Raw genomic sequence first — 18,976 nt, 5'->3', positions numbered from 1 at the left:
GAGTTCTGCCGCCACGACTGTTCCCGGTTTTGACTTCGACGCTTCAGGACGAGGAAGTATGGATCTATCAATTGCGGCGATCCTCGCACAGGACGGCATCACCACCGGCGCGATCTACGCGCTGCTCGCGCTTGCGCTAGTGCTGGTGTTCTCCGTGACGCGGGTGATCTTCATCCCGCAGGGCGAGTTTGTTTCGTACGGCGCGCTGACGCTCGCCGCACTGCAAACACAAAAGTTTCCGGCCACGTGCTGGTTGTTGATGGCGATGGGCGCGGCATGCTTTGTCGTCGAGATAGCGGGGCTGGTGCGGCATCCCGAACGACGCCGGCATGCGGCGCGCACGCTGGTGATGCTGGTCGGCAAATATCTGCTGTTTCCGATTGCCGTGTACGCGCTCACGCAAGGCGTTTTCCTGCATCCGCTGCCGATGATCGCGCAGATCGCGCTGACGCTGCTGATCGTGATTCCGATGGGGCCGTTCGTCTACCGGCTCGCGTACGAGCCGATCGCTGAGGCGACCACGCTGCTGCTGTTGATCGTCGCGGTGGCGGTGCACTTTGCGATGGTGGGCCTCGGGCTTGTGATGTTCGGTGCGGAAGGCTCGCGCACCACGGCGTTCTCCGATGCGACCTTCAATCTCGGCACGCTGTCGATTTCCGGGCAAAGCCTGTGGGTGGTCGGCACGGCGGTGGTGCTGATCGGCGGGCTGTATCTGTACTTCGATCGCTCGATCTCCGGCAAGGCTTTGCGCGCGACGTCCGTGAACCGGCTCGGCGCGCGGCTCGTCGGCATCGGCACGACGCAGGCAGGGCGCCTCGCGTTCACGCTCGCGGCGGGCCTCGGTGCGCTGTGCGGCATCCTTGTCGCACCCTTGACCACCATCTACTACGACTCGGGCTTCCTGATCGGTTTGAAGGGCTTTGTGGGGGCGATTATCGGCGGCCTGGTCAGCTATCCGCTGGCAGCCGCGGGTTCGATCCTCGTCGGTTTGCTGGAGTCGTATTCGTCGTTCTGGGCGAGTGCCTATAAGGAAGTGATCGTGTTCACGCTGATCATCCCGGTGCTGTTGTGGCGGAGTCTGGCCAGCCCGCACTCGGAAGAGGAAGAGGAGTGACACGATGAAACGGATCATGCAAAACAAGTTCTTCTGGTTGTTCCTCGTCGTGCTGTTCGCATTGCCGGTGCTGCCGCATCCGATTCATGTGCCTGAGTACTGGGTGACGCTGCTCAACTACATCGGCCTGTATTCGATCGTCGCAATCGGTCTCGTGCTGCTGACGGGTATCGGCGGGATGACGAGCTTCGGGCAGGCGGCGTTCGTCGGCATCGGCGCGTATGCGACCGCGTATCTGACGACTGCGTACGGGGTATCGCCGTGGCTCGCGCTGATCGCGGGCGTGGTGGTGACGGCGTTGATCGCGCTGATGCTAGGGTTCGTGACGATGCGGCTATCGGGTCACTTTCTGCCGCTCGGCACGATCGCTTGGGGGCTCGCGCTGTTCTATCTGTTCGGCAACCTGGAGATGCTCGGCAAGTACGACGGTATCAATGGGATTCCGGTGCTGAATGTTTTTGGTATCAACCTGGAGTCCGGCCGTCATATCTATTACCTGATCTGGGTGGTGGTGCTCGGCGCGGTGATTTCTGTTCAAAATCTGCTTAATAGCAGGCCAGGACGGGCGATCCGCGCCTTGCGCGGCGGCGGCATGATGGCCGAAGCGATGGGCGTCAATACGGGCTGGATGCGTGTGGTGATCTTTGTCTACGCCGCGGTGTTGGCGTCGATTTCAGGGTTCCTGTATGCGCACCTGCAACGCGCGGTGAATCCGACGCCCTTTGGTTTGAACCACGGCATCGAGTTTCTGTTCATGGCGGTGGTGGGGGGCGTGTCGCATGTCTGGGGCGCTGTGCTCGGTGCGGCGATCCTGACCGTATTGCAGGATTATCTGCAAACCCTGCTGCCGAAGCTGCTCGGAGAGAACGGCAACTTCGAAGTGATCGTGTTCGGCATCCTGATGGTGCTATTGCTGCAATACGCTCGCCAAGGCGTCTGGCCGTTTGTCGCGCGGTTTTTCCCGAAGGGGCCGCGTGCGCATCTGTCGGATCATGCTGAGCCATTGCCGCAGCGCAGCAAGCCGACGGCGGGCGAAAACCTGCTGACGGTGAACAAGGCGCGCAAGCAGTTCGGTGGCCTGGTCGCGGTGAACGATGTCAGCTTCGAGGTGAAAGCCGGGCAGATCATCGGCTTGATCGGACCGAACGGCGCCGGTAAATCGACCACCTTCAATCTGGTCACGGGCGTGCTGCAAGCAACGAGCGGCGAAATCACGTTTTGCGGCGAGCGTATCGATTCGCTGAGTTCACGTGAAATCGTCAAGCGCGGCATTGGCCGCACGTTCCAACACGTCAAGCTGCTGCCTGGGATGACGGTGCTGGAGAACGTTGCGATTGGCGCGCATCTGCGTGGCCAGGCTGGCGTCTGGCGCAGCGTCGCGCGCCTGAACGGTGCGGAAGAAGCGCGCTTGATGGCTGAAGCGGCTCGCCAGATCCGTCGCGTCGGACTTGAACAGCATATGTATGACGAGGCAGGTAGCCTGGCGCTAGGCCAGCAGCGGATTCTCGAAATTGCTCGTGCGCTGTGCTGTGACCCGACCCTGTTGTTGCTGGACGAGCCTGCGGCCGGTCTGCGGTATCAGGAAAAGCTGCAACTGGCGGACTTGCTGCGCCGCCTCAAGGCTGAAGGCATGAGCGTGTTGCTGGTCGAACACGATATGGATTTCGTGATGAATCTCACGGATCGGCTGGTGGTGATGGAGTTCGGTACGCGGATCGCCGAAGGCTTGCCGCAGGATGTCCAGCAGGACCCGGCTGTGCTCGAAGCGTATCTGGGCGGGGTGGAGTGATGGAGAACACGATGAATGATGCTGCGCCGATTCTCGATGTGAACGGTTTGTCGGTTCGCTATGGCAAGGTCGAAGCGCTGCACGGCGCGGCAATCAAGGTGCGGCCTGGTCAGATCGTCTCGGTGATCGGTCCGAATGGGGCGGGCAAGTCCACGTTGCTGAACGCGATCATGGGTGCATTGCCGACGACGGGTCATGCGAAGGGCGCGGTCCTCTATCAGGGTGAAGACGTCAGCGCGGTGCCGGTTGAAAAGCGGGTCGCGCGCGGCATGTGCCTGGTGCCGGAAAAGCGCGAGCTGTTTGCGTCGATGACCGTTGAAGACAATCTCGTCCTCGGCGCGTATCGGCGCAAGCGGGCAGGGGAGCGCAACTTTCTCGATCAGCTCGAGCCGGTCTTTACGCTTTTTCCTCGCTTGAAAGAGCGGCGGAAGCAGGCGGCCGGGACTTTGTCCGGCGGCGAACGGCAGATGCTCGCGGTGGGCCGTGCTCTGATGGGCAAGCCCGATCTGTTGATGCTCGATGAGCCGAGCCTGGGTCTCGCGCCGCTGATCGTGAAAGAAATTTTCCACATCATTAGTGCGCTGCGGCAAACGGGTGTGGCCACATTGCTGATCGAGCAGAATGCGCGTGCCGCGCTCCAGATCTCCGATTACGGCTATGTGCTTGAAACGGGTGAACTGGCGCTGGAAGGGCCGGCCGCGGATCTGGCGCAGAATCCTCGCGTGATCGAAACGTATCTTGGGTTGGCCAAGAAAGTGGCTTAGTTCTCGATTTTCGTTCAAATCACTGCGGTTCAAAGCGGTGTGTTTCACGTGAAACACACCGCTTTTTTCTTGTCTGGCCATTCGGCCGAAATTCGGGCCTAAACCGAACCCGTTATAATTCGCCCATACATTTTCCTTTGAAAGGCTCACGCGACGATCTGGCGTGAGATCCGCGATGCTTTTTCCCACAGAATTTGACGTAATCGTCGTCGGCGGCGGTCATGCGGGCACTGAGGCCGCCTTGGCCTCGGCACGCATGGGCAATACCACCCTCCTGCTGACGCACAACATCGAAACCCTCGGTCAGATGAGCTGCAATCCGTCCATCGGCGGGATTGGTAAGGGCCATCTGGTAAAGGAAGTCGACGCGCTCGGCGGTGCGATGGCGGCTGCGACGGACGAGGGTGGGATCCAGTTCCGCATCCTCAATTCGTCGAAAGGGCCTGCCGTTCGCGCGACGCGCGCGCAGGCGGACCGTCTGTTGTACAAGCAGGCGATCCGGCATCGGCTGGAGAATCAGCCGAACCTGTGGCTGTTCCAGCAAGCGGTCGACGATCTGATGGTGGAAGGGGACCGGGTGGTCGGTGCGGTGACGCAGGTGGGGATTCGTTTCCGCTCGCGCGCAGTCGTGCTGACGGCCGGGACATTCCTCGACGGCAAGATTCACGTGGGTTTGAACAACTACACCGGTGGCCGTGCTGGCGATCCGGCAGCGGTGTCGCTGTCCGGTCGTCTAAAGGAGCTGAAGCTGCCGCAAGGCCGCCTGAAGACCGGGACGCCGCCGCGTATCGACGGCCGGACGATCGACTTTTCGAAGCTCGAAGAACAGCCGGGCGATCTGGATCCGGTGCCGGTTTTCTCGTTCCTGGGACGCGTTGAGCAGCATCCGCGTCAAGTGCCGTGCTGGGTTACGCATACGAATGAGCGCACGCACGACATCATCCGCGGGGGTCTCGACCGTTCGCCGATGTACACCGGCGTGATCGAAGGGGTGGGGCCGCGCTACTGCCCGTCGATCGAAGACAAGATTCACCGTTTCGCGTCGAAGGAATCGCATCAGATCTTCCTCGAACCGGAAGGACTAACGACCAACGAGTTCTATCCCAACGGGATTTCCACCAGCCTGCCGTTCGACGTGCAGCTGGAGCTCGTGCGGTCGATGCGTGGTCTGGAGCACGCGCATATCTTGCGGCCGGGCTACGCGATCGAGTACGACTACTTCGATCCGCGTGGGTTGAAGGCCTCGCTGGAAACCAAGGTGATCAGCGGGCTGTTCTTTGCGGGCCAGATCAATGGCACGACCGGCTACGAGGAGGCGGCTGCACAAGGTTTGCTGGCGGGGATCAACGCCGGCTTGCACGTGCAGGGCAAGGATGCATGGTGCCCGCGCCGCGATCAGGCCTACCTGGGTGTGCTGGTCGACGATCTGGTGACGCAGGGAGTGTCCGAGCCGTATCGTATGTTCACGAGCCGCGCCGAATACCGCCTGAGCTTGCGCGAAGACAACGCCGATATGCGTCTGACGGAGATCGGCCGCGAACTAGGCGTGGTCGATGACGTCCGTTGGGACGCATTCAGCCGCAAGCGCGATGCTGTTTCACGTGAAACAGAGCGGCTTCGCACGACGTGGGTCAACCCCAAGACGCTGCCGGCCGAAGAAGCGACGGCATTGCTCGGCAAGCCGATCGACCACGAATACAGTCTGGCGGATCTGTTGCGCCGTCCGGGCGTGACGTATGACGGCGTTTGCGGTTTGCGCGAGGGTGCATGTGCTGCGCCCGAGACGCTGGCCGAAGACGCCGTTCTGCTCGCCCAGATCAAGGAGCAGATCGAGATCGGCATCAAGTATCAAGGCTATATCGACCGCCAGGCCGATGAGATCGAGCGGAATGAATCGCACGAAAGTACGCGTTTGCCAGAGGGGTTGGACTACGCCGAGGTGAGAGGGCTGTCGTTTGAAGCGCGTCAGAAGCTGACGCAATTCCGCCCTGAAACTATCGGGCAGGCGTCGCGTATCTCCGGCATTACACCGGCGGCGATTTCCTTGCTGATGGTTCATCTGAAGCGTGGCTTGGGCCGCCGTTCGACGAAACCCGCCGAACCCGGCGCTGACAGCACGCCGGTGGTGCAATGACGGTGAGTCAGAAGGGGAGCAGTAGTGAGGCATTGGCGCCGCTGCTAGCGGACGGCGTCCGCGAGCTCGGCCTCGATCTCAGCGAGGCGCAACTCGGCAAACTGCTCGACTACGTTGCGCTGCTGTCCAAATGGAATGCCGTCTACAACCTGACGGCGATTCGCGATCCGCGGCAGATGCTGATCCAGCACATCCTGGATTCGCTTTCGATCGTGCCCCATCTCGCTACGCGCGGTGCGTCTTCGGTGCTGGACGTGGGCTCCGGTGGCGGCTTGCCCGGTATCGTGCTGGCCATCGTCCTGCCTGAGTGGACCGTCACCGTGAACGACATCGTGCACAAGAAGACGGCTTTTCAGGCACAGGCCAAAGCCGAACTCGGTCTTGCGAATCTGTCGGTGGTCACGGGCCGCGTCGAGACTTTGCGGTCGGGCGCCGAAGTACCGGCAAAGTTCGACGTAATCGTGTCGCGTGCATTCGCAGAGCTCGCGGATTTCGTTACACTGGCCCGTCATCTTGTTGCGGAGCAGGGTGCGATCTGGGCGATGAAGGGTGTGCGTCCGGATGGTGAGATCGAGCGCCTGCCGGCGGGTGCCCACGTGGAGCAGATCATCCGGCTGCGTGTGCCGTCGCTTGACGCTGAGCGGCATCTGATCAAGGTGCGGGTGGACGAGGGCCGCTGAGGGCCGCCACCAGTAGGTGCCAGGCACGCACCGCGTACCACGAGCGCTTTCTACTTTATTCAAGCAGCAAAAGGGACACACCAACGATGGCAAAAATCTTCTGCGTTGCGAACCAGAAGGGCGGCGTCGGCAAGACGACGACGGCAGTCAATCTGGCCGCGAGCCTGGCAGCGCAGGGACAGCGAGTCCTTCTCATCGATCTGGACCCGCAGGGCAACGCCACGATGGGCAGCGGTGTCGACAAGGCTGCGTGTGCGAACACCGTCTACGAAGTGCTTGTGGACGGCGTATCCGTGGCGGATGCGCGAGTGCGCCCGGAAGCCGTCGGCTACGATGTGCTGCCCGCGAATCGTGAACTGGCGGGTGCCGAAGTCGAACTGGTCAGTGTGCAGCATCGCGAGCGTCAACTGAAAATCGCCTTGGCGGACGTCGAAAGCGAATATGAATTCGTGCTGATCGACTGCCCGCCGGCTCTGTCGCTGCTGACGCTCAATGGTCTGTGCGCCGCCCATGGCGTGGTGATCCCGATGCAATGCGAGTACTTCGCGCTTGAAGGACTGTCCGACCTGGTCAACACGATCAAGCAGGTGCACGCGAACCTGAATCGCGACCTGAAGGTGATCGGCCTGCTGCGCGTGATGTTCGATCCGCGCATCACCTTGCAACAACAAGTTTCGGATCAACTGAAAGAGCACTTCGGCGACAAGGTGTTCGACGTGGTGATTCCGCGCAACGTACGCCTTGCCGAGGCGCCTAGCTATGGGCTGCCGGGCGTCGTGTTCGATAAGGCCTCGCGCGGCGCGCAGGCATATGTGCAGTTCGGTGCAGAGATGATTGAGCGGGTGCGCACATTGAATGACGCGCCCCAGGCGTCCTAAGCGGATCGAGGAAGCACGATGAACGCAGTAGCAAGAAAGAAAGGGTTGGGCCGGGGTCTGGAAGCATTGCTGGGTGGCAGTGCGGATATTACCGAGGCCGTCGTGATCGAGGGTGCGCCGAACGTGCTGCCGCTCAGTAAGCTGCAGGCCGGCAAGTACCAGCCGCGCACGCGCATGGACGAGGGTGCGTTGCAGGAATTGGCCGCCAGCATCCGTGCTCAGGGGCTCATGCAGCCGATACTGGTGCGACCGGTGTCGGCGGATAAGTACGAGATCATCGCCGGCGAGCGGCGCTTCCGTGCGGCACGCATCGCCGGTCTCAATGAGGTGCCGGTGCTGGTGAGGGACGTGCCGGACCAGGCCGCCGCCGCGATGGCGCTGATTGAGAATATTCAGCGCGAAGATCTGAATCCGCTGGAAGAAGCGCAGGGTATTCAGCGCCTGCTCGACGAGTTCAATTTCACACATGAACAGGCGGCCGAATCGGTCGGCCGTTCGCGCAGCGCTGTATCGAACTTGTTGCGTTTGCTAAACCTGGCGTCGCCGGTGCAGACGATGCTGCTGGCTGGCGATCTCGACATGGGGCATGCACGCGCGCTGCTGGCCGTCGACGCCGCAACGCAGATCACGTTGGCCAACCAGGTCATCAACAAGCGCATGTCGGTACGCGAAACCGAAAAGCTGGTGACGACGACGACCAAGGTTGCGCCCGCGGTCAAGGCGCGAGCGAATCAGGACGGTGGCCGCGACACGCGACGGCTTGAGGAGGAGTTGTCCGATCTGCTCGCCGCAACGGTAAAGATCAAGCTCGGCCGACGTGGCCGTGGCCAGGTGCTGGTGGACTTCGGTGATCTCGATGCGTTAGAAGGGATTCTTGTCCGGTTGCGTGGTAACGCTACGGCGTGATCGTGGCGGGTTGAATGTTGAGGGATGTTGAGCATGCTTGCGGGCTGGCCGTGGCTGTTTCCCCGGTTTCTGGCTCTCGTTCGCAAGCTGTTTGGCGCGCCTGATGTGTTTTCGGCGGTAGCGGTGAGGTGGCTGTTGTATCTGCCGCAAGCATGCTTCGTTTGATGGTCTCCTTGCTCGATCGATAACCTGCTTGGATATCGGTTGGATACCTAACTATATATCGCGTTTAATAATAAGGATTGCGACGTATCAGTTTGAGCGGTATGTTCGTGATGACGCAGGCGTGGCCGGGCTGCGCGATGAGCTGAATTGGCCGTGCAGGTTTGGCCGTGACGCTGCAACGAGTTCCGCATGCTCCGTCCTTTTACGTGCTGGGATCCGGCAGCGGGCGTTGGATGCCTACGCGTGGATTGTCGGGAAGCGAGGGCAGGGCGGGATCGGCATGAAGTGGCAGGCGGCTGACTGCACGTTGCGTCGACCGTCAGGATCGCGAGCGGTCTCCGGTAACGTTTGGTCGCCATGGGAAGCATCACAGCCTGCAGTCGCCGTCACGCGTCTACCCGGCGCCGTGCTTCATGTCTACCAAACGTGGCAAAAAACATCGTCTGTTGCATTTTTGAGACGTCCGTAGCAGCGTCGAAACGACGCATCCGTGCACTTCAAACGGCGTGATCCATCGCGCATGTTTTGCCATCCCCCGACCGCCTTACATTTGCCGTGTACACACCGCCCGAGATCGCGTTCCCGCATCGTGGAGGCCGTTTTCATGCTGGTTATTGAACGGCCTAAAGTCTTGAATTGCCTGCAACTATCGCTTACAATCGCCCGGATTTAATTGCACGGCAACCCCGTAAGCGCAGCGTAAGCTCGCGGGCTGGAACAAGACTTTCGGAACACTGCGATGGCGGTTAAAACGTCGAATCAAGCGCCGAAGAATGGGCGTGACGACCACCGCGCTGAACGCACCGTTTCCGTTGCGTCCACCGGTCAGCACGTTACAACTGACGATGCGTGGGATGTCGAGCAACAAGATAACAATATCGTTCCGCTCACGCGGGCTGAGGCTGAAAAGCTGTTTGGTCCGAATGTGAGTCGTCCATCGCGCGTCACGCCTTTCAAGGTCGTGGTGGCGCAAATGGTTTTGTCCCTGGGTGCTACGCTGGTGTGGTGGCTGTTCTACAAGCCGCCGGGCGCTGCTGCGCTGTCCGCGTTCCTGGGGGGAGCGATCTGCTGGGTGCCGGGCGCGCTGTTCGCGGCACGACTTAGAACGCTGAGCGGCGCCGAAACAGTGATGAGCTGGATGATCGGCGAAGCGCTCAAGATGGGGACAACGATCGCGATGTTTGTAGCCATCGCCTTCTGGTATCACGACGTACGCTGGGTGCCGCTGCTCGTGACTTACCTCATCGCGCTCAAGACATACTGGATCGCCCTCGCGTGGCGCTAAGGTAGTAGCAGAGAGTAGCAACACAAAATTCAGGCCGGCGCGCAGCGCTGGCGTAAGGAGTGCGGATATGACACGATCCGCACCCGGCGTGTTCCCGCAATACAGAATTGCGGCGGGAACGGCCTAAGACGATTTTCGACAATTTGGGTGGCATTAACGATATGGCAGCTAGCGAAGGCACGCGCGCTCTGGATCCGTCCGAGTACATCGCGCACCACTTGCAGAACTTTTCCACCGCGCACCAGACGTCGATTTTCGACATTCACGTGTGGAATCTGGACACCCTTTTCTGGTCGATCGTTTGCGGTCTGGCCACGATCGCCATCCTGCATCTGGCGGCTCGTAAGGCAACGTCCGGCGTGCCGGGTCGTTTCCAGTGCGCGATCGAAATGCTGGTCGAGATGGTCGAAGATCAATCGAAGTCGATGATCCACGGCTCGCGCACCTTCATCGCACCGCTGGCACTGACCGTGTTCGTCTGGGTCGCGCTGATGAACTCGCTCGACTTCATCCCCGTCGACCTGCCGGGCCGCGTGATCGGCTGGCTGGGCCTGTCGGAAGCCATCCCCCACCATCGCATCGTGCCGACGGCCGACCTGAACGGTACGCTCGGTATCGCACTCGGCGTGTTCGCGCTGATGATTTACTACAACTTCAAGATCAAGGGCGCAGGCGGCTTCGTGCATGAACTGCTGTCGGCTCCGTTCGGCGCGCATCCGCTGCTGTGGATCCCGAACCTTGCATTGAACATCATCGAGTTCGTCGCAAAGACGGTTTCGCTCGGCATGCGGCTGTTCGGCAACATGTACGCGGGCGAGCTGTTGTTCCTGCTGATTGCTCTCCTCGGCAGCATGTGGGGTTTCGGCGCGGACGCGTCAGTGCTCGGCTTTATCGGCCACGTCATCGCAGGCACGGTCTGGGCGATCTTCCACATCCTGATCGTTCTGCTGCAAGCGTTCATTTTCATGATGCTGACGCTGGTGTACATCGGACAGGCACACGACAGCCACTAATCACGGCGTGTCGAACGACGAATTGTTTTAGTTTTGTTTTTATTAAATCCCAGTTCCAACCAGTTCTAAAAGACTTTTCACAAAGGAGTGATCATGCAAGCTTTCATCGCCAACATCCAGGGTCTGACCGCCATCGGTATCGGCATCATCATCGGCCTGGGTGCAATCGGCGCCTGTATCGGTATCGGCCTGATGGGTGGCAAGTACATCGAAGCATGTGCTCGTCAACCGGAACTGATGAACCCGCTGCAAACCAAGATGTTCCTGCTGGCTGGTCTGATCGATGCTGCGTTCCTGATTGGCGTTGGTGTGGCAATGCTGTTCGCGTTCGCGAACCCGCTGCTGTCGAAGCTGGCAGGCTGAGGTTCCTCGGAAGTTTGCGCCTGAGCTATAACTGGTAAAGGCGCAGGGCGGAACGGGCACTTGGGCGCTGATCGAATACAGAATCGATGAGCGCCTTGCCGTTTCACTTTCCGAACTAGCAACGTTTAAGGAAACACCGTGAATCTCAACGCAACCCTGTTTGCGCAAATGGTCGTGTTCCTGATCCTCGCGTGGTTCACGATGAAGTTCGTGTGGCCGCCGTTGATCAACGCCCTCGACGAGCGCTCAAAGAAGATTGCTGACGGTTTGTCTGCCGCTGAAAAGGGCAAGGCTGAACTCGAAGCCGCCCACAAGCGCGTCGACCAGGAACTGGCTCAGGCACGCAACGACGGTCAGCAACGTATTGCTGACGCAGAAAAGCGCGCAGTGACAGTCGCCGACGAAATCAAGGCTCAAGCACAAGCTGAAGCCGCTCGCATCATCGCGCAAGCGAAGGCCGACGCGGAACAGCAAGTCGTGAAAGCCCGCGAAACGCTGCGCGGCGAAGTTGCTGCACTGGCAGTGAAGGGCGCTGAACAGATCCTGAAGCGCGAAGTCGACCAGGCAGCTCACGCTGACCTGCTGAATCAACTGAAAGCCGAGCTCTGATCATGGCCGAACTTGCAACCATCGCCCGTCCGTACGCAGAAGCGCTGTTTGGCGTGGCCGAAGCTGGTGACATCGCCGCCTGGTCCACGCTCGTGCAGGAGCTGGCACAGGTTGCGCGTCTGCCCGAAGTGCTGTCGATCGCCTCGAGCCCGAAAGTGAGCCGCGCACAGGTCAGCGATCTGCTGCTGTCCGCGGTCAAGTCGCCGCTCAAGGACAATGCGCAAGCGAAGAATCTGGTGCAAATGCTGGTCGATAACCATCGCCTGCAATTGCTGCCGGAAATCGCCACGCAGTTCGAAGAGTTGAAGAACGCCCGCGAAGGGGCGGCAGATGTGCTGATCGTCAGCGCATTCCCGCTCGAAGGCGCGCAGTTGAACGAACTCGTCGCAGGTCTCGAACGCAAATTCAAGCGCAAGCTGAAGCCGACGGTCGAAGTCGACTCGTCGCTCATCGGCGGCGTGCGCGTGACGGTCGGTGACGAAGTGCTCGATACCTCGGTCCGCGCGCGGCTTGCCAGCATGCAGACGGCTCTGACGGCCTGAAGCGCTTCATAAGCGCTGAAGCGGCTGGCACGCAACAGAATTGACTATCAGGAGCGAATAATGCAACTCAATCCCTCTGAGATCAGCGAGCTGATCAAGAGCAGGATCCAGGGCCTTGAAGCGAGCGCAGACGTTCGCAACCAGGGCACCGTGATCTCCGTGACCGACGGTATCGTGCGTATCCACGGCCTGTCGGAAGTGATGCAGGGCGAAATGCTCGAATTCCCGGGCAACACCTTCGGTCTCGCACTGAACCTCGAGCGCGACTCGGTCGGCGCCGTGATTCTGGGTGAGTACGAACACATTTCGGAAGGCGACATCGTCAAGACGACGGGCCGCATTCTCGAAGTGCCGGTGGGTCCGGAACTGCTCGGCCGCGTGGTCGATGCACTTGGCAACCCGATCGACGGCAAGGGTCCGATCAACGCGAAGAAAACCGATGCAATCGAAAAGATTGCTCCGGGCGTGATTTGGCGTAAGTCGGTTTCGGAGCCGGTTCAAACCGGTCTGAAGTCGATCGACGCGATGGTGCCGGTTGGCCGTGGCCAGCGTGAGCTGATCATCGGCGACCGCCAGTGCGGCAAGACCGCAGTCGCAGTCGACGCGATCATCAACCAGAAGGGCAAGAACCTCTTCTGTATCTACGTTGCGATCGGTCAGAAAGCTTCGTCGATCATGAACGTGGTGCGCAAGCTGGAAGAAACCGGCGCGCTGGAATACACGATCGTCGTGGCCGCTTCGGCTTCGGAATCGGCTGCGATGCAATACCTCGCACCGTACGCCGGCTGCACGATGGGCGAATACTTCCGCGACCGCGGTCAAGACGCCCTGATCGTTTATGACGATCTGACCAAGCAAGCTTGGGCATACCGCCAGATCTCGCTGCTGCTGCGCCGCCCGCCGGGCCGTGAAGCGTATCCGGGTGACGTGTTCTATCTGCACTCGCGTCTCCTGGAGCGTGCTGCTCGCGTCTCGGAAGAGTACGTCGAGAAGTTCACGAACGGCGAAGTGAAGGGCAAGAGCGGTTCGCTGACGGCACTGCCGGTCATTGAAACGCAAGCAGGCGACGTGACCGCATTCGTTCCGACGAACGTGATCTCGATTACCGACGGCCAGATCTTCCTGGAAACCGACCTCTTCAACGCAGGTATCCGCCCGGCAATTAACGCCGGTGTGTCGGTCTCGCGCGTGGGTGGTGCGGCTCAAACCAAGGTCGTGAAGAAGCTGTCGGGCGGTATCCGTACCGACCTGGCGCAGTACCGTGAACTCGCAGCGTTTGCGCAGTTCGCATCGGACCTCGACGAAGCAACCCGCAAGCAACTGGAACGCGGCCGCCGCGTGACGGAACTGCTGAAGCAGCCGCAGTATCAGCCGCTGCAAGTGTGGGAACTGGCTGTCGCGCTGTTCGCTGCGAACAACGGTTACCTCGACGACCTCGAAGTCGCGCAAGTGCTGCCGTTCGAAAAGGGCCTGCGCGATTACCTGAAGTCGAAGCACGCTGACCTGATCAAGCGCATCGAAGATACCAAGGAACTCTCGAAGGACGACGAAGCCCTGCTGCATACGGCTCTCAAAGACTTCAAGAAGTCCGGCGCTTATTGATCCGCGAATGATCCGCAAGGCATAAACGGACCTTGAAGCGGCGCGGGCCGCAGGCAACTGAACCCGCGCTGCTTCGATCAAGGAGCAAGCAATGGCTGGAATGAAGGAAATTCGCGGCAAGATCAAGAGCGTGCAAAACACGCGCAAGATCACGAAAGCGATGGAGATGGTGGCCGCATCGAAGATGCGCCGCGCTCAGGAGCGCATGCGCGCTGCTCGCCCGTATGCCGACAAGGTCCGCGATATCGCTGCACACATGAGCCGTGCGAACCCGGAGTATCGTCACCCGTTCATGGTGTCGAACGAAGGCGCGAAAGCGGCCGGCATCATCCTCGTCACGACCGATAAAGGTCTGTGCGGCGGGATGAACACTAACGTGCTGCGTGCGTCGCTGCAGAAGTTCAAGGAACTGGAAGGCCAGGGCAAGACGATCGAAGCAACTGCGATCGGTACCAAGGGTCTGGGTTTCCTGAATCGTCTGCGCGCCAAGGTGGTGTCGAACGTCGTGCATCTGGGCGATACGCCGCATCTGGAAAAGCTGATCGGCGCGGTGAAGGTGCAGCTCGACCTGTACTCGGAAGGCAAGGTTTCGGCGGTGTACCTCGCGTACACGCGCTTCGTCAATACGATGAAGCAGGAGCCGGTGATCGAGCAACTGCTGCCGCTGTCGGCAGATCAGTTCGAGCGCAAGGACGAAGACGGCACGACGCCGAGCACGCAGTGGGACTACATCTACGAGCCGGATGCACAGGCAGTGGTGGACGAACTGCTGGTGCGTTATGTCGAAGCGCTGGTCTATCAGGCCGTCGCGGAAAACATGGCATCGGAGCAGTCGGCACGGATGGTCGCAATGAAGGCCGCTTCGGACAATGCGAAGACGGTCATCAACGAACTGCAGCTCGTGTACAACAAGAGCCGTCAGGCCGCGATCACGAAAGAACTGTCGGAAATCGTCGGTGGCGCAGCGGCAGTCTGACCCTAACGGTCCGGCACGCCGCTTCGTGTGCGCCCTCGTGGCGCACCCCCATCGAAACTGCGCCTTTGCGCGAGTGAAGAATTGAGTATCTAAAGGAAAAGCGATGAGTACTACTGCTTTGGTAGAAGGCAAGATCGTACAGTGCATCGGCGCGGTGATCGACGTGGAATTCCCGCGTGACCACATGCCGAAGATTTACGACGCGCTCATTCTCGACGGTTCGGAACTGACCCTCGAAGTCCAGCAACAGCTGGGCGACGGCGTCGTCCGTACCATCTGTCTGGGTGCCTCGGACGGTCTGCGCCGTGGTACGACGGTGAAGAACACCGGCAAGCCGATCAGCGTACCGGTTGGCAAGCCGACCCTCGGCCGGATCATGGACGTGCTGGGTCGCCCGATCGACGAAGCCGGCCCGATCAACTCGGACGTGGTTCGCGGTATTCACCAGAAGGCTCCGGCGTTCGACGAACTGTCGCCGTCGACGGAACTGCTCGAAACCGGCATCAAGGTTATCGACCTGATCTGCCCGTTCGCCAAGGGCGGTAAGGTTGGCCTGTTCGGTGGCGCCGGTGTGGGCAAGACCGTGAACATGATGGAACTGATCAACAACATCGCTAAGGAACACGGTGGTTACTCCGTGTTCGCTGGTGTTGGCGAGCGTACCCGCGAAGGGAACGACTTCTATCACGAAATGAAGGACTCGAACGTTCTCGACAAGGTCGCGCTGGTGTACGGCCAGATGAACGAGCCGCCGGGCAACCGTCTGCGCGTCGCGCTGACCGGTCTGACGATGGCTGAGCACTTCCGTGACGAAGGCCTCGACGTGCTGTTCTTCGTCGACAACATCTACCGTTTCACGCTGGCAGGCACGGAAGTGTCGGCACTGCTCGGCCGTATGCCGTCGGCAGTGGGCTATCAGCCTACTCTCGCTGAAGAAATGGGTAAGCTGCAAGAGCGTATTACGTCGACCAAGACCGGCTCGATCACGTCGGTGCAGGCCGTGTACGTCCCTGCGGATGACTTGACCGACCCGTCGCCGGCTACGACTTTCGGCCACTTGGACGCAACTGTCGTGTTGTCGCGTGACATCGCTTCGCTGGGTATCTACCCGGCAGTGGACCCGCTCGATTCGACCTCGCGTCAGATCGACCCGAACGTGATCGGCGAAGAGCACTACGCAATCACGCGCGGCGTGCAGCAAACGCTGCAGCGCTACAAGGAATTGCGCGACATTATCGCGATTCTGGGTATGGACGAACTGGCGCCGGAAGACAAGCTCGCCGTGGCGCGCGCTCGTAAGATCCAGCGTTTCCTGTCGCAGCCGTTCCACGTCGCTGAAGTGTTCACGGGTTCGCCGGGCAAGTACGTGCCGCTGAAGGAAACGATTCGTGGCTTCAAGATGATCGTTGAAGGCGAGTGCGACCACCTGCCGGAACAAGCGTTCTACATGGTCGGCACGATCGACGAAGCCTTCGAAAAGGCCAAGAAGATCCAGTAAAGGTCGGGTGTAACGAAGCGGGCGCCGCTCGCGCTGAAATACTGCCTGCGGGGTAGCATTTCGCGAAAACGGCGCCTCTTACTACACTCAATCCAGCCTTGCATGGGACCCGAGTAAGCGCCAAAGCGCTAACTCGAGTCGCCACAGGAGTCGATATGGCAACCATTAAAGTAGACGTCGTCAGCGCGGAAGAGCAGATCTTCTCGGGCCAGGCGAAGTTCGTCGCGCTGCCGGGCGAAGCAGGTGAACTCGGCATTCTGCCGGGCCACACGCCGCTCATCACCCGGATTCGTCCGGGTGCGGTGCGCATCGAAGCTGAAAACGGCGAAGAAGAGTTTGTGTTCGTCGCCGGCGGTATCCTCGAAATCCAGCCTGGCGCGGTGACGGTTCTCGCCGACACGGCGATCCGCGGCAAGGATCTCGACGAAGCCAAGGCCGAAGATGCACGCAAGCGCGCAGAAGAAGCGCTGCAGAACACGGGTTCGAACCTCGAATACGCCACCGCGCAAGCGGAACTGGCGTACGCGACGGCTCAGCTCGCTGCGATCCAGCGTCTGCGCAAGCTGCGCGGCCAGAACTAAGCATCACGTATCAGAGAGAAAGCAGCCCTTGTGGCTGCTTTTTTTTGACCTTAACTTGACGTTTACGGAAAGGTCAGCAAAATTGTGTATTCGTATCGAACGATCAGCAGTTGAAGCGAGCCCTTTAGCCGTCGATGCGCTGCGGGTAAGACTTGATGCCGTACGGACACACGCCGGTGGCACAATCGATTTCAATTTCATTTCAATAGACTGGGCGAGCTTCCGCTCACGGAGACAACACCATGGCAACCCACATGTCAGGCGAAGGCGCACTCATCGAACCCAAAGACAATCTGTCGTATGTTCGCGGGTCGACCGAGATCCCGTTGAGTGAAGCCCCGGTAGGCCAGTTTTTGCGCGACACTGCGGCGCGTTTCCCTGAGCGCCCAGCCGTGGTGTTTCGTGAGCAGGGAATCAGCTGGACATGGAAGGAGTTCGCCGAGGAAATCGATGTGCTGGCGTCTGGGCTCCTCGCACTCGGCATCGTGAAGGGCGACCGCGTCGGCATCTGGTCGCCGAACCGGGTGGAATGGCTGCTTACACAGTTCGCGACGGCACGCATTGGCGCCGTGCTCGTCAATATCAACCCGGCTTACCGGCTCGCCGAACTCGAGTACGCGTTGAACAAGGTGGGCTGCAAGGCGATCATTGCCGCAGAGCGTTTCAAGACGTCGATGTACTTGGAGATGCTGCAGGAGCTCGCGCCGGAGTTGGCGACCCAGGCGCCGGGCGAACTGCACGCCGCGCGCCTGCCCGATCTGCGCTACGTGATCCGTATGTGCGACACGGAAACGCTCGGCATGCTGACCTTCTCCGACGTGATCGAGCAGGGCCGCGCAACACTCGACGTCGCCAGGCTCGACGCCATCGGCGCGACGCTTTCCTCCCACGACCCGATCAACATTCAGTTCACCAGCGGCACGACCGGCAATCCGAAAGGCGCGACACTGACCCACAGGAACGTTGTCAACAACGCGCGCTATATCGCAATGGCGATGCGCCTGACGGAGCTGGACGGCCTGTGCATTCCCGTCCCGCTTTATCACTGCTTCGGCATGGTGCTAGCGGTATTGGCCTGCGTATCGGTCGGCGCGAATATGGTGTTCCCCGGTGAGGGCTTCGATCCAGCCGCTACGCTGGCGGCCGTCGCCGAAGAGCAGTGCACCGCGCTGCACGGAGTGCCAACCATGTTCATCGCCGAACTCGATCATCCGAGCTTCGCCACTTACGACTTCTCGCGTCTGCGCACTGGAATCATGGCCGGTTCACCGTGCCCGATCGAGACGATGAAGAAGGTCGTCTCGAAGATGCATCTGAACGAGATCACGATCGCTTACGGCATGACGGAGACCAGCCCGGTGTCCTTCCAGAGCTCGACTACTGATCCGCTCGACAAACGCACCACGACGGTCGGTCGTATCCAGCCGCATCTGGAGGTGAAGATCGTCGATCCGCTCGGCGCAATCGTGCCGGTCGGTGAGACGGGCGAACTGTGCACCAAGGGTTATTCGGTGATGCAGGGCTATTGGGGGGACGAAGCGAAGACGCGGGAAAGCATCGTCGACGGCTGGATGCATACCGGCGATCTGGCGACGATCGATGCCGAAGGTTACTGCAACATCGTCGGCCGTCTGAAGGACATGCTGATTCGCGGCGGCGAAAACATCTATCCGCGCGAAATCGAAGAGTTTTTGTTCCGCCACCCGAAAATCCAGAGCGTGCAGGTTTTCGGCGTGCCCGACGCTAAGTACGGCGAGGAAGTGTGTGCGTGGATCGTATTGCGCTTAGGAGAGCAGGCCACAGCGGAGGAAATCCAGCAGTTCTGCCAGGGCCAGATCGCGCACTACAAGGTGCCGAAGTACATCCGCTTCGTCGACGAATTGCCGATGACGGTGACCGGCAAGGTGCAGAAGTTCGTCATGCGAGAACGGATGATCAGCGAATTGAAGATCCAGGCAGACAAGACAGCCTGATGGCCAATCGGGTTCGGCGCCGCGCGAATCTTCGCGCGGCGCCGGCCTGCATTTTGGGAAAACCGTTTGCCATCGAATGAACCCGTGGGCCGGAAATCGACCCG

Annotated in this window: 17 protein-coding genes; all 17 read left to right on the top strand. The window is 60.3% G+C overall.

The window, feature by feature from the left end; all coding sequences use genetic code 11:
• Positions 1-58: 58 nt before the first annotated feature.
• Positions 59-1,114 carry a branched-chain amino acid ABC transporter permease gene (locus tag KHO33_RS16310; protein ID WP_054038592.1) on the top strand — a complete coding sequence of 352 codons (1,056 nt, stop codon included), beginning with the start codon at positions 59-61 and terminating at the stop codon, positions 1,112-1,114.
• Positions 1,115-1,118: 4 nt separating this feature from the next.
• The gene (locus tag KHO33_RS16305; protein ID WP_200565601.1) at positions 1,119-2,903 is read left to right on the top strand and encodes a branched-chain amino acid ABC transporter ATP-binding protein/permease; all 1,785 of its coding nucleotides are present in this window, start codon (positions 1,119-1,121) and stop codon (positions 2,901-2,903) included.
• An 11-nt stretch (positions 2,904-2,914) separates the two neighbouring features.
• Positions 2,915-3,667 carry an ABC transporter ATP-binding protein gene (locus KHO33_RS16300; RefSeq protein WP_200565600.1) on the top strand — a complete coding sequence of 251 codons (753 nt, stop codon included), beginning with the start codon at positions 2,915-2,917 and terminating at the stop codon, positions 3,665-3,667.
• A 175-nt stretch (positions 3,668-3,842) separates the two neighbouring features.
• Complete coding sequence (gene mnmG, locus KHO33_RS16295; protein ID WP_054038587.1) at positions 3,843-5,801, top strand: tRNA uridine-5-carboxymethylaminomethyl(34) synthesis enzyme MnmG; 1,959 nt, start codon at positions 3,843-3,845, stop codon at positions 5,799-5,801.
• The gene (gene rsmG, locus KHO33_RS16290) at positions 5,798-6,481 is read left to right on the top strand and encodes a 16S rRNA (guanine(527)-N(7))-methyltransferase RsmG (protein ID WP_054038585.1); all 684 of its coding nucleotides are present in this window, start codon (positions 5,798-5,800) and stop codon (positions 6,479-6,481) included. Before mnmG ends, rsmG begins: the two co-directional genes overlap by 4 nt.
• An 86-nt stretch (positions 6,482-6,567) precedes the next feature.
• Complete coding sequence (locus KHO33_RS16285; protein WP_054038583.1) at positions 6,568-7,359, top strand: ParA family protein; 792 nt, start codon at positions 6,568-6,570, stop codon at positions 7,357-7,359.
• 18 nt (positions 7,360-7,377) lie between these two features.
• Positions 7,378-8,265, top strand: coding sequence for a ParB/RepB/Spo0J family partition protein (locus tag KHO33_RS16280; RefSeq protein WP_054038581.1), 888 nt, complete (start codon positions 7,378-7,380; stop codon positions 8,263-8,265).
• Positions 8,266-9,169: 904 nt separating this feature from the next.
• Positions 9,170-9,715 carry an ATP synthase subunit I gene (locus KHO33_RS16275; RefSeq protein WP_054038579.1) on the top strand — a complete coding sequence of 182 codons (546 nt, stop codon included), beginning with the start codon at positions 9,170-9,172 and terminating at the stop codon, positions 9,713-9,715.
• Between the two features lie 161 nt (positions 9,716-9,876).
• Positions 9,877-10,728 (top strand): F0F1 ATP synthase subunit A, encoded by an 852-nt coding sequence (gene atpB, locus KHO33_RS16270; RefSeq protein ID WP_054038577.1) that lies wholly within the window; start codon positions 9,877-9,879, stop codon positions 10,726-10,728.
• A 93-nt stretch (positions 10,729-10,821) separates the two neighbouring features.
• Positions 10,822-11,091 (top strand): F0F1 ATP synthase subunit C, encoded by a 270-nt coding sequence (atpE, locus tag KHO33_RS16265; RefSeq protein WP_007180033.1) that lies wholly within the window; start codon positions 10,822-10,824, stop codon positions 11,089-11,091.
• A 138-nt stretch (positions 11,092-11,229) separates the two neighbouring features.
• The gene (locus tag KHO33_RS16260; protein WP_054038575.1) at positions 11,230-11,700 is read left to right on the top strand and encodes a F0F1 ATP synthase subunit B; all 471 of its coding nucleotides are present in this window, start codon (positions 11,230-11,232) and stop codon (positions 11,698-11,700) included.
• A 2-nt stretch (positions 11,701-11,702) separates the two neighbouring features.
• Positions 11,703-12,242 (top strand): F0F1 ATP synthase subunit delta, encoded by a 540-nt coding sequence (locus KHO33_RS16255; protein WP_054038574.1) that lies wholly within the window; start codon positions 11,703-11,705, stop codon positions 12,240-12,242.
• A gap of 60 nt (positions 12,243-12,302) precedes the next feature.
• Positions 12,303-13,844, top strand: a complete 1,542-nt coding sequence (gene atpA / locus KHO33_RS16250) for a F0F1 ATP synthase subunit alpha (protein ID WP_054038572.1) — start codon at positions 12,303-12,305, stop codon at positions 13,842-13,844.
• A 91-nt stretch (positions 13,845-13,935) separates the two neighbouring features.
• Positions 13,936-14,820 carry a F0F1 ATP synthase subunit gamma gene (atpG, locus tag KHO33_RS16245; RefSeq protein ID WP_054038570.1) on the top strand — a complete coding sequence of 295 codons (885 nt, stop codon included), beginning with the start codon at positions 13,936-13,938 and terminating at the stop codon, positions 14,818-14,820.
• Between the two features lie 103 nt (positions 14,821-14,923).
• A complete protein-coding gene (gene atpD, locus KHO33_RS16240) occupies positions 14,924-16,318 on the top strand; it encodes a F0F1 ATP synthase subunit beta (RefSeq protein ID WP_054038568.1) in 1,395 nt (464 codons plus the stop codon).
• Positions 16,319-16,473: 155 nt separating this feature from the next.
• Positions 16,474-16,899, top strand: coding sequence for a F0F1 ATP synthase subunit epsilon (locus tag KHO33_RS16235; RefSeq protein WP_012434800.1), 426 nt, complete (start codon positions 16,474-16,476; stop codon positions 16,897-16,899).
• Between the two features lie 242 nt (positions 16,900-17,141).
• Positions 17,142-18,872: an AMP-binding protein gene (locus tag KHO33_RS16230; RefSeq protein ID WP_200565599.1), complete on the top strand. Its 1,731-nt coding sequence runs from the start codon at positions 17,142-17,144 to the stop codon at positions 18,870-18,872.
• The last annotated feature ends 104 nt before the right edge of the window (positions 18,873-18,976 follow it).

This window comes from Paraburkholderia nemoris, from assembly GCF_905221015.1.
Classification (GTDB): domain Bacteria; phylum Pseudomonadota; class Gammaproteobacteria; order Burkholderiales; family Burkholderiaceae; genus Paraburkholderia; species Paraburkholderia nemoris.
Note: the sequence above shows the minus strand (reverse complement) of the source record. Positions and strands in the feature narration are given on the sequence as shown.